Origin of the sequence: Providencia sp. wls1922, assembly GCF_009706505.1 — a bacterium.
Lineage (GTDB): Bacteria > Pseudomonadota > Gammaproteobacteria > Enterobacterales > Enterobacteriaceae > Providencia > Providencia lanzhouensis.
Genome location: NZ_WLUG01000040.1, coordinates 1 through 11,771 on the forward strand (window position 1 = coordinate 1; position 11,771 = coordinate 11,771).

Here is an 11,771-nt window from a genome sequence, read left to right on the forward strand (position 1 = left end):
CGTGTCCACGACCGTGACGACCCTCGCCGTGACAACATTCCCCGTGGTCATGACCATGGCGATGTTCTTGGTGCTCGCTATTGTGGCAGCAGCCACCGTGTCCTCGTTGATGTTCGTCATGATGTGAGGCATAAACATGACGGCATTGATGTATTCTCATAGGAACCTCTGTTATTATTTCGATATATCTAAACTGCGTTGATGGGTTCACTTTATTCCGATATATCTAAATTGTCAAATTAGATATATCTAAACAATAAAAAATACATTGAAATGAGTGATAGACGAAGAAAGTTTATTTTTTATTCTTTTTTTCGGCTGCTAATATTTCCTTTTTAGCGTATTATCCTGCCACTTTGTGATTTCCTAGTGCTGATAATTGCTATTTTTTTGAGCATCTTTGCACGACGACGCAACTGAATGTTTTTTAGCTAAAAACTTTTTTAATAGTGATGGCTTTCACATTTATTCCACTTGTGTGGAAAAACGTGTAAAATAACAGCAAATTAACGTAGAAAGTATGCTTTGGGCATTACAACAACTCATAAAGCATATTCCTTTCCTGTCAATTAAACGGTAAAAATCCTTGTCAATTCAAAACTTAAGAAACATCGCCATCATCGCTCACGTTGACCATGGCAAGACAACACTGGTTGGTAAATTACTGCAACAGTCCGGCACTTTCGGTGAACGTGAAACTGTTGATGAGCGTGTTATGGACTCCAATGACTTGGAGAAAGAGCGTGGTATTACAATCCTTGCTAAAAACACCGCTATCCAATGGAATGGTTATCACATCAATATCGTAGACACCCCAGGTCACGCCGACTTTGGTGGTGAAGTTGAACGTGTTATGTCCATGGTTGACTGCGTTCTGCTGGTTGTTGATGCGATGGACGGCCCAATGCCACAAACTCGCTTCGTAACGCAAAAAGCGTTCGACCACGGTTTACGTCCAATTGTTGTTATCAACAAAGTTGACCGCCCAGGCGCGCGTCCTGATTGGGTTGTTGACCAAGTATTCGACTTATTCGTGAACTTAGGTGCTACGGATGAGCAATTAGATTTCCCTATCGTTTATGCATCTGCATTAAACGGTATCGCTGGTCTTGACCATACTGACATGGCTGAAGACATGACTCCACTGTACGAAGCTATCGTGGAACACGTTGAGCCACCAGCAGTTGATCTGGAAGGTCCATTCCAGATGCAAGTTTCTCAGTTAGATTACAACAGCTACTTAGGCGTTATCGGTATCGGTCGCATCAAGCGTGGTACTGTTAAACCTAACCAACAAGTGACTGTTATCGATAGCGAAGGTAAGACTCGCAACGGTAAAATCGGTAAAGTTCTGACTCATTTAGGTTTAGAGCGTATTGATTCACAACAAGCTGAAGCTGGCGACATTGTTGCACTGACTGGTTTAGGTGAGCTGAATATTTCTGACACTATCTGCCAAGTGGGTAACGTTGAAGCATTGCCTGCACTGGCGGTTGATGAGCCTACAGTTAGCATGTTCTACTGTGTTAACACCTCACCATTCTGTGGTAAAGAAGGTAAGTTCGTTACTTCACGTCAAATCCTTGATCGTCTGAATAAAGAACTGGTTCACAACGTTGCACTGCGTGTTGAAGAAACTCAAGATCCAGATGCATTCCGCGTTTCTGGTCGTGGTGAGCTGCACTTATCTGTTCTGATCGAAAACATGCGTCGTGAAGGCTTCGAATTAGCCGTTTCTCGTCCAAAAGTTATCGTTCGTGAAATCGATGGTCGTAAACAAGAGCCATTCGAACAAGTGACTTTGGATGTTGAAGAACAAAACCAAGGCGACGTGATGAAAGCGTTAGGTGAGCGTAAAGGTGACCTGCGTGACATGATGCCAGATGGTAAAGGTCGTGTACGTTTAGACTATATCATTCCTAGCCGTGGCCTGATTGGCTTCCGTACTGAGTTCATGACTATGACTTCAGGTACTGGTTTACTGTACTCTACATTCAGCCATTACGATGATGTTCGCCCAGGCGAAATCGGTGGCCGTCAAAACGGTGTTCTGATCTCTAACGGTCAAGGTAAAGCAGTTGCATACGCACTGTACAGCCTGCAAGATCGCGGTAAGTTATTCTTAGGTCACGGTGCTGAGGTGTATGAAGGCCAAATCATCGGTATTCACTCACGTTCTAACGACCTGACTGTTAACTGCTTAACCGGTAAAAAACTGACTAACATGCGTGCATCAGGTACTGATGAAGCGACAACGCTGTCACCACCTATCAAAATGACTCTGGAACAAGCTCTTGAGTTTATCGATGATGATGAATTAGTTGAAGTAACTCCACTGTCAATTCGTCTGCGTAAGCGTCACTTGACAGAGAACGATCGCCGTCGTGCTGGCCGTTCTAAAGAAGATTAATCGTTAGTCTTTGAATTAAAATTGAAGGTGCCAAATATGGCACCTTTTTTTATGCACAAAAATCGAACGATAAATGAATTTAGTTATATCGGAGGAAAAAATTTGTTTATCCAGACACAAACGTCATTCCTCTAGCCAATTTGCTTAATCGATAAATTGAAAAAATAACCTTAATAATCCTCAATTAGGACTGTTCAGTTGCCTCAATAATGATTAAAGTAAATTTAATGAATAACTAAGAGGACAATTTATGCTGTATATCTTCGATATGGGTAATGTGATTATTGATATCGACTTCAATCGTGTATTTGATAAGTGGTCTGAACTAAGTGGTACCCCAAGTTCAGAAATCAAAAAGCGATTCACTTTTGGCAATATCTTCCAACTCCACGAGTGTGGCAAAATTTCAGATATCGAATTTGCTGAACTGCTCTGTGAAGAATTGGGTATCACCCTAAGCTTTGAAGATTTTGCAGAAGGCTGGCACTCAATTTTCATCTCACTAAGACCAGAAGTCATTGATATTATGGAACGTCTGCGTGAGCAAGGTCATCGCGTTGTCGTGTTATCTAACACTAATCGCCTGCATCTTGATTATTGGCCAGAACACTACCCTGAAATTGCAGCGTCCTCTGACTTCCTGTATCTATCCCAAGATTTAGGAATGCGTAAGCCAGACCCAGAAATTTTCAAATATGTTCTGGAATCTGAAGAATTTGAAGCAGCTGATGCGGTGTTCTTTGATGATGTAGAAGAAAACGTAAAAGCGGCTGAAGCACTTGGTATCAAAGGTGTTCATGTCTTGAATAAAGACACCGTTCCTGAATATTTTCGTACTTACGACTTTAGCGCCGAAGTCGAATAATCCAGTTCTTAATAAGGAGTAACGGCGACGTTACTCCTTTTTTTATCGAGTACCCATGATTGCATTAATCCAAAGAGTCACTCACGCGAGTGTGGTTGTTGATGAAAAAACAGTAGGGCAAATTGGTCCTGGTCTTTTAGTTTTGCTCGGTGTTGAAAAAGACGATGATGAGCAGAAAGCAAAACGCCTTTGTGAGAAAGTCCTTGGCTATCGTATTTTTAGCGATGACCAAGGCAAAATGAACCTTAACGTTCAACAAGCTGGTGGAAGTTTATTAGTGGTTTCACAGTTCACGTTAGCCGCAGATACCAAGAAAGGGATGCGCCCAAGTTTCTCCGGCGGAGCGGAGCCAGCGAAAGCGGATCAGCTGTATCAATATTTTGTTGAGCAAAGCCGTGCACAAGGCATCGTGACAGAAACCGGTGAATTTGCGGCGGACATGCAAGTTAGCTTGACCAATGATGGTCCCGTGACTTTTTGGCTGCAAGTGTAGAAAAATCGCTTAAGGGAGGGGGGGAGAGATGTATCACCTACGGACACCAAAAGATGAACTTGAATTCGCTGCATACTACCAATTTCGCTGGTCAATGCTGCGAGAACCGTTCAAACAACCCCTTGGCTCTGAAAAAGACGGTTATGATTTAACCGCTCACCATCAAATGGTGGTTGATGAAAAAAATCGTATTTTGGCCATTGGGCGTCTATATATTAATGCCGATAATGAAGGAGCTATTCGCTTTCTCGCAGTTAATCCTGTCATGCAAGGCAAGGGGTTAGGCAAACTGATTATTATGGCGCTTGAAACCATTGCAAGGCGAGAAGGTGTTAAACGTATCGTGTCCAGTGTTCGAGAAGAAGCCGTACCATTCTTCGCCAAAATGGGTTTTGAACGTCGTGGCGAGGTCACTGGAGAGTTGAAAACCCCTGTTCGACACTATTTGATGATCAAACCAATTGAAACCCTTGACCAAATTCTCCATCGTCCGGATTGGTGCGGTGAGCTTCAGCAAGCTTGGCACAAGCATATTCCATTAAGTGAAAAAATGGGTGTACGTATTGAACAGTACACAGGAAAGCGCTTTGTGACGACAATGCCAGAAGCTGGCAACCAAAATCCTCATAATACTATTTTTGCTGGAAGCCAGTTTTCTCTCGCCACGTTAACTGGCTGGGGAATGATTTGGCTACTGCTGCAAGAGCATCAATTAGGCGGAGAAATCGTTCTGGTAGATGCCAATATTCGCTACGCAAAACCCGTTAGTGGACGCCCAACCGCAGTGGCCGATCTCTCACATCTTAGTGGGGATTTAGATCGCCTCGCCCGAGGAAGTAAAGCGCGGGTAAAACTAGAAGTGCATGTGAGCAATGCAGAAAACCAAGTGGGTGCGGTATTTAGCGGCATATACATGGTGCTGCCAGAAACGAAAAAAGAGAAAAGCGAATAATGTTTTTAGGTGGCTGACTGTTTTTGGTGAAGAATCGAAAAAGCAGGCAATCCGAAGGGATGAGCCTGCTTTTTTATTGCTTACTAACTCACTGCTTTATTGAGTAACCATATCAGGAACATGCCTATCAACAGGGTAGGTATTTTCTGCTGGTACAGTGTGTGATTCTAGCTTGGGTTGGGATTCTGCTGATGGCTCTACGGGGGCGACGCCAGACGCCACATGGCCATCAACCACAGTACGCAGTTGAGCGCTTCCTTGAAGTGGCTTAGCGGTTAATTTTCCGTTGAGGCTTGATACTAGAGGTGATGCGAGTAAATCCCCTTGTAATGAAGCCTCGAAATCTCCCCACATTTGTGGTGAAAAGCCTGACCAACCCCATTGGTTTAAATCACTTAAATCAATGTTGGTCCCTGATGCACGTAATTCAAAAGGTACTTTATTTGGCTCTTGCTGTGCCAGTAAACCAATTTTTGCGATACCACGGTCAACGCTGCCACTGAGGCTTGCGGCGGCACGCCCATTACTTCCTGCAATTTCTAAAAGTGGACGACGGATCATCACCTGGTTGATGGTACCTGTATCGGCATTGAAAGTAGCTTGCCCCTTCCAGATTCCCCACTGTTTCTGTTTGATCAGGTCAACATAGCGAATGTTGCCGCTTAACGCGGTAAATTCGAAAGGAAATTCAGGTTGAATATTCATCAGCAAAGATTGCGTGACGGTAAAATTATCAATGGCGAATGTGGATAACCACGCTGGTGTGGGTTGAGCAAAGAACGACAGCCAATTATCTGGCAAGGTATACAGAACCCCAGCGAGCGTACCTTCAGTGATGGTCAGTGATTTATCATTACGTTGCCAAACCGCACTGAGGTTAAAAATACCTTTATTGTAGTAGCCGGAGAGCTTATCAACATTGAAGTTATCACCGTCAATGTTCAGCTCACCGATGAGCGTATCAATTTGCTGGTCTTGGATAACCAATTGATCGACATTGAAATTAATATGGCTTTTTGGGCTGCTCCAACTCCCTCTCACCAAGGCAATTTGATCGACTTCGCTGCTCAGACCCGACAGTGCCCAATCGCGCCCTTGAATATCTACATTGGTTAGTTGTAATTGGTTGATTTGCAATGTTCGGTCACTGTTTATTGCATCAAACAGCGCATCAAAGGTTAAGTCATTCTGCCAGCCCACTTTATTCATCGACAGGTTATCAATGGTGATAGAACCGTCAGCAAACCATTTTCCTTTACCCGTGATCGCCCCATTATTGAGGTAGCCGCTGATTTGGCTAAAATCTGTTACCTTTTCTTGTAATTTCCCCGTGACCGCGACATTTCTAAAAGGGAGAGAATTCAAGGTTAATTGATTGGTAGTAAAGCGAAAATCACCATAACCAAATGGATTTTCAGTTGTTGGTTTCCATGGGGTTATACCCCCTGTAAATCCTGCGACTTGAACGGTGTTTTTGTCTTGAGTTAATTGAATCTGGCTATTTTCAAATTGTAGGACTTTTGCAGAAAGCGGTAGCGGCGATGTGTTCTCGGTAAAGTTTGCAGATAAGTCTCCTTGAGTGATGGTTAAGCGTTGAATAGCTTCGCCACTGAAAATATGCCGCCAATTGACATCCACCACAATTTGCCGAGCATCTAATTCTAGCTGCTTGTTGCTTGATTCAATCTTAATGTCTTGGAAAATAAATTTACCCGGATCGGAGAATTGATGTCCCATAATGCCGACGTTAATGTCATAAGGCGTAAATTTGCTCAGAAGTTGGCTGGCGTAACCTGCTCCCCATCGAGTTTGTAAGGCAATATAGCAGGCAAGAAATACAATCAAAAGAAGCAGAAAAATATAGCCGAAAAACCTCAGTAACCCTTTCACGTTTGTCTGCTCCCTTATTAATCAGATAAAAATATAAATTGCCGATATGTTTAATATATCGGCAACTCAAGGATAGCATACAGAAGAACCGCCGGCGTGTTCAACTCTTGCGGCGGTATAGAGAATTATTTTTCGTGAGGGAAAATCAAGTTCAGTACAATCGCAGTTAAACCACCTGCTGCAATACCGGATGAAAACAGGGTTTTCAGCCAGTCAGGCGCAAATTGTAGGATTAACGGTTGCTGAGAAACCCCCATTCCTACGGCTAGAGACAATGCAATGATCATAATTGCGCGGCGATTGAGTGGCTCGCGAGAAACGATACGCACACCGGACGCAGCAATTGTGCCGAACATCACAATGGTAGCACCACCTAGAACAGGTTCAGGAATTTGTTGCACAAAACCTGCCACTGCTGGGAACAGACCCAGTAGCACTAGCATCAACGCCACTAAGTAACCCACATAGCGGCTAGCAACACCTGTTAATTGGATAACGCCATTATTCTGACCAAAGCAGGAGTTAGGAAAGGTATTAAACACCGCTGACACCATAGAATTTAGTCCATTGGCTAATACACCGCCTTTAATACGTTTCATATAGAGAGGTCCGTGTACTGGCTGCTCGGAGACATCTGACGTTGCTGTGATATCACCAATGGTTTCTAGCGACGTCACCATAAAAATTAGAATTAGTGGAATGAGTAAATTCCAGTCAAAAGAGAGACCATAATAAAAAGGTTCAGGGATCGTAATCAGAGATTGATTGGCATCACTGGCTTGCGTAGTTGGCAGCATATTCATCCACCAAGCAGCAAGGTAGCCTACTGCCATTGCAATCACTAATGATGCAACGCGTAAGTACGGGTTCTTCTGGCGAGTTAACAGGATAATGACGGCTAACACAATGCCTGCAAGAATGAGGTTATCAGGGGAACCGAATGTGTTATCGCTCAGTGCACTGTAACCCCCACCAATTGAGGTTAAACCGACTTGAATCAGTGATAAACCAATGATCATGACCACAACACCAGAAACCAGCGGCGTGATAACTCGGCGAGCTAAATGTAAGAAACGCGATAAGATAACTTCGGTCAGTGCTGCGACCATTAATGTGCCGAATAATGCCGCCATCATGGAAGGGATATCGGCTCCGCCTTGCTTGAGTGCAACTCCCCCCATAATCAACGGTGCAACAAAGTTGAAACTGGTGCCTTGAATGGAAAGTAATCCTGAGCCGACAGGACCCCACGCGCGGATCTGAATCAGAGAGGCGATTCCTGAAGCAAACAATGACATGCTGATGATTCTCTGGGTGTCATGAGCGGGTAGCCCAAGTGCTTGGCAGATAAGCATAGCGGGGGTAATCACCGCGACAAACATCGCTAATAGATGCTGTCCAGCAGCAAACAGCGCCTGAGGTAAAGGTGGCCTATCTTCAAGGCGATAGATCAGTTCGCTTTGGTTTTGTACTGTTTTTTCAACATTTTGTTCTTCAGATGCCGTTGCGTTCATTATTCCAATTCCACTAGCAAAAAGCGCATTTTAAAGAGAATAATACAAAAAGCAATCGGTTGCGCAAAAAAATTAAGGTGGATATTAAACTAAGAGCGTCACATTTTTATATGTTTTAACTTGTATTTATCGCGATTTTTTTTTCTAATCCATGCACCTGCTTTTGGCGTTTTAAGGAAAAAAATAACGTCTAATTAGTTTTAAATAATATTAACAACAGACGAGGTACATAAATGTATCATCTCGATGTCTACGGCACTCTGGTCGCTGCTACACTCGTGCTATTACTCGGACGTAAACTGGTAAAGTCAGTTTCATTTCTTGAAAAATACACTATCCCTGAACCCGTTGCAGGGGGATTATTAGTCGCTTTTACCCTGTTAGTGGTTAAGCAAGTATTTGATTGGAGCCTCTCCTTCGACTTATCACTGCAAGAACCGATGATGCTCGCATTCTTTGCGACCATTGGTTTGAATGCTAACTTAGCGAGCTTAAAAGCTGGCGGTAAAGCATTGTTAATCTTCATTTTTGTCGTTGTCGGTTTATTGCTAGTTCAAAACACAGTCGGTATCGCACTTGCGAAATTATTAGGTTTAGACCCTCTTATGGGGCTATTAGCCGGCTCAATCACTTTATCCGGTGGACATGGTACAGGCGCCGCTTGGGGTAAAATCTTTACTGAAGATTATGGCTTCAAGAGTGCAACTGAAGTTGCAATGGCTTGTGCAACCTTTGGTTTAGTACTTGGAGGGCTTATTGGTGGCCCTGTTGCACGTTTCTTAATTCGCAATATCCCAACACCTGGTACCGCGGATGAGGACAAAGATGTTCCTACCGCATTTGAAAAGCCACAATCCAACCGCATGATCAACTCGATGGTGTTGATTGAAACTATTGCGTTGATCGCTATCTGTTTGCTAGCAGGAAGCTGGATTGCAGGGCTACTATCTGGCACCGCATTTGCACTGCCTAAATTTGTTTGCGTATTGTTCGTCGGTGTTATCTTAAGTAACAGCCTATCTTTACTTGGTTTTTATCGAGTATTTGACCGCGCGGTTTCTGTGATGGGTAACGTCAGTCTATCCTTATTCTTAGCCATGGCATTAATGAGTTTAAAACTGTGGGAACTGGCGTCTTTAGCGATCCCAATGTTAGTCATTCTCGGCGTTCAAGCTTGCGTTATGGCAGGATATGCGATTTTTGTTACCTTCCGTGTGATGGGCAAAAACTATGATGCTGCCATTTTAGCGGCAGGTCATTGTGGTTTCGGTTTAGGGGCAACACCAACCGCTATCGCTAACATGCAAGCGGTAACCGATAAATTTGGTCCATCTCACCTAGCATTCTTAGTCGTGCCGATGGTAGGGGCATTCTTTATCGATATTGTGAATGCGTTAGTGATTAAGTTCTACTTATGGTTGCCAGTTTTCCCAACGATTGGCGGCTAGTACAGAACAAGTATTGAAGTAAATACAAACATATATAACTAAATGTATAAATAAAGCAGGTATTGCCGTGGACATGGATGTGTTCACGGCAATTTTCATTTTAAGGAAGGAAAAAGCTTAAGCGTGGCTATATTGCTCGCGCTCAGGGAGCCAGCGTTCAATAATCTTTTGAGCATGCTCAGGGTAGTTTTGTTGAATATGTCGTGCCAACCGTTGCACTTCTGGCAACATATATTGATCTCGTAGCAAGTCTGCCACTTTAAAGTCCGCATTCCCTGTCTGCCTGGTACCTAGCAGCTCTCCGGGGCCTCGAATTTCTAAGTCTTTTTGGGCAATCACAAAGCCATCATTACTGTCTCGTAAAACTTGTAAGCGCTGCTTGGCGGTATGAGTGAGTGGCGTTTTATAAAGTAGCACACAGTGAGATGCGACAGAGCCACGACCAACCCGCCCCCGTAGTTGGTGCAATTGTGCTAATCCAAGCCGTTCGGGGTTATCAATAATCATCAGGCTTGCGTTCGGAACATCCACCCCGACTTCGATAACGGTGGTAGCAACAAGTAACTGTATTTCGTTATTCTTAAATGCCGCCATAATGCTTTGCTTTTCGGCGGGTTTCATTCGACCATGGACTAGTCCAACTTTGAGTTCAGGTAGGGCCAACGCGAGTTCTTCGCTGGTAACTTGGGCAGCTTGCGCTTCAAGTACCTCTGAGTCATCAATCAATGTGCACACCCAATAAGCTTGCCGTCCTTCCTCTAAACAGGCTTGGCGAACGCGCTCGACAATATCACTACGTCGGGTGTCTGGAATCGCCACAGTAGTGACCGGAGTTCTTCCTGGTGGAAGCTCGTCAATCACTGAGGTATCGAGATCGGCGTAAGCAGTCATTGCCAGCGTGCGTGGGATTGGCGTAGCGGTCATGATTAATTGATGTGGGTGGAATCCTTGCTGTTCACCTTTCTCGCGCAAAGCGAGCCGCTGGTGAACGCCAAAGCGGTGTTGTTCATCAATGATGACTAACCCTAAAGAGTGAAAGCTCACTTGCTCTTGGAAGATGGCATGGGTACCGACTACCATCGAGACTTCACCACTCGCAATGGCATCTTGTTGTTGCTGGCGGGCTTTACCTTTTTGTTTACCTGCTAACCAGCCTACTTTGATACCTAGAGGTTCAAACCATTGCTTAAAGGTATTTGCGTGCTGCTCTGCAAGAATTTCAGTCGGTGCCATTAAGGCAACTTGTTTACCATTTTCAATGGCACACAGTGCGGCTAATGCAGCCACAAGTGTTTTACCGGAACCGACATCACCTTGGATCAAACGCATCATTGGGGCATTTTTTCGTAAATCAGTTTCGATTTCTGCTACGACGCGTTTTTGCGCGTTAGTTGGTGAGAACGGCAAATTTGCCAGTAAAGGCGTTTTAAACTTTCCAGATGAAACCAATGGTTCAGCATAGAGCCGTTCATTGCCAGCCCGAATGGCAAGCATACTTAAATGGTGAGCCAGTAACTCTTCGAGGATCAAACGCTTTTGGGCTGGGTGATGCCCTTTTTCTAACTCTTCTAACGAAACATCCGGTGGTGGAGTGTGTAACAGTCGGATGGCATCGGGGAGGCTAATTAGGCTACGGCTGAACTCTTCGGGCAGTAACTCTTGAATATTGCCACTTTCTAACATGGTGAGCGCTTGCTCCATCACTTTACGCAGTGTGGCTTGGCGGACACCTTCGGTTGTCGGATAAACCGGAGTTAGGTTCTCTTGAAGGGCGATATTATCCGTTTCTTGAGAGACTTTATATTCAGGGTGAATAATTTCAGGTCCTGTATTACCACGACGCACTTCTCCGTAGGCAGTCACTTGGCGACCTTCGGCTAAACTGTTTTTCATTGCAGCAGAGAAGTTGAAAAAACGCAGCGTTAGGTTGCCTGTACCATCGCTGATCAGGCAGGTCATCATTCTTTTACGTCCAAAAACGACTTTGGTTTGTAGAACGTGACCAGTGATAGTGGCCGTTGTGCCGGGTATCAAGTCTTTAATCTGATAAAGACGCGTATGATCTTCATAACGCAGTGGAAAATGCAGAAGCAAGTCCTGAACTGTGTTCAACCCGATTTTACTCATTTTTTCTGACTGGCTGGCACCAATGCCATGAAGTGAAGTCAGTGAAATGGTATTAAGCAGACCACGGTTCAT

Annotated in this window: 8 protein-coding genes; 5 read left to right on the forward strand and 3 right to left on the reverse strand. The window is 44.2% G+C overall.

The genetic code is table 11. The features are described 5' to 3' along the window. Positions 1-586 precede the first annotated feature (586 nt). The 4 genes from typA to fabY all read left to right on the forward strand — a co-directional run bounded on the left by typA (position 587) and on the right by fabY (position 4,720). On the forward strand, positions 587-2,410 hold the full coding sequence (gene typA, locus GKR71_RS02740; protein WP_036948555.1) for a ribosome-dependent GTPase TypA: 1,824 nt from the start codon (positions 587-589) through the stop codon (positions 2,408-2,410). 250 nt (positions 2,411-2,660) lie between these two features. Further along, on the forward strand, positions 2,661-3,275 hold the full coding sequence (gene yihX, locus GKR71_RS02745; RefSeq protein WP_036948558.1) for a glucose-1-phosphatase: 615 nt from the start codon (positions 2,661-2,663) through the stop codon (positions 3,273-3,275). Between the two features lie 55 nt (positions 3,276-3,330). Beyond that, positions 3,331-3,768, forward strand: coding sequence for a D-aminoacyl-tRNA deacylase (gene dtd, locus GKR71_RS02750; protein ID WP_036948561.1), 438 nt, complete (start codon positions 3,331-3,333; stop codon positions 3,766-3,768). Between the two features lie 28 nt (positions 3,769-3,796). After that, on the forward strand, positions 3,797-4,720 hold the full coding sequence (gene fabY, locus GKR71_RS02755) for a fatty acid biosynthesis protein FabY (protein ID WP_036948563.1): 924 nt from the start codon (positions 3,797-3,799) through the stop codon (positions 4,718-4,720). Between the two features lie 96 nt (positions 4,721-4,816). On the opposite strand, the gene GKR71_RS02760 is transcribed toward fabY, so the two are convergent. After that, on the reverse strand, positions 4,817-6,610 hold the full coding sequence (locus tag GKR71_RS02760) for an AsmA family protein (RefSeq protein WP_230085012.1): 1,794 nt from the start codon (positions 6,608-6,610) through the stop codon (positions 4,817-4,819). 125 nt (positions 6,611-6,735) lie between these two features. Further along, the gene (locus GKR71_RS02765) at positions 6,736-8,124 is read right to left on the reverse strand and encodes a uracil-xanthine permease family protein (RefSeq protein ID WP_036948569.1); all 1,389 of its coding nucleotides are present in this window, start codon (positions 8,122-8,124) and stop codon (positions 6,736-6,738) included. A 233-nt stretch (positions 8,125-8,357) separates the two neighbouring features. On the opposite strand from GKR71_RS02765, the gene gltS reads away from it, so the two are divergent. Next, positions 8,358-9,572 carry a sodium/glutamate symporter gene (gene gltS, locus GKR71_RS02770; RefSeq protein WP_036948572.1) on the forward strand — a complete coding sequence of 405 codons (1,215 nt, stop codon included), beginning with the start codon at positions 8,358-8,360 and terminating at the stop codon, positions 9,570-9,572. A gap of 117 nt (positions 9,573-9,689) precedes the next feature. Here gltS and recG read toward each other — a convergent pair whose 3' ends face one another. Beyond that, positions 9,690-11,771: an ATP-dependent DNA helicase RecG gene (gene recG, locus GKR71_RS02775; protein WP_036948574.1), complete on the reverse strand. Its 2,082-nt coding sequence runs from the start codon at positions 11,769-11,771 to the stop codon at positions 9,690-9,692.

Excerpts from the sequence above, each read along its gene's own strand:
- yihX (WP_036948558.1), top strand. The coding sequence starts at position 2,661 with ATGCTGTATATCTTCGATATGGGTAATGTGATTATTGATATCGACTTC.
- dtd (WP_036948561.1), top strand. The coding sequence starts at position 3,331 with ATGATTGCATTAATCCAAAGAGTCACTCACGCGAGTGTGGTTGTTGAT.
- fabY (WP_036948563.1), top strand. The coding sequence starts at position 3,797 with ATGTATCACCTACGGACACCAAAAGATGAACTTGAATTCGCTGCATAC.
- GKR71_RS02765 (WP_036948569.1), bottom strand. The coding sequence starts at position 8,124 with ATGAACGCAACGGCATCTGAAGAACAAAATGTTGAAAAAACAGTACAA.
- gltS (WP_036948572.1), top strand. The coding sequence starts at position 8,358 with ATGTATCATCTCGATGTCTACGGCACTCTGGTCGCTGCTACACTCGTG.
- recG (WP_036948574.1), bottom strand. The coding sequence starts at position 11,771 with ATGAACCGTGGTCTGCTTAATACCATTTCACTGACTTCACTTCATGGC.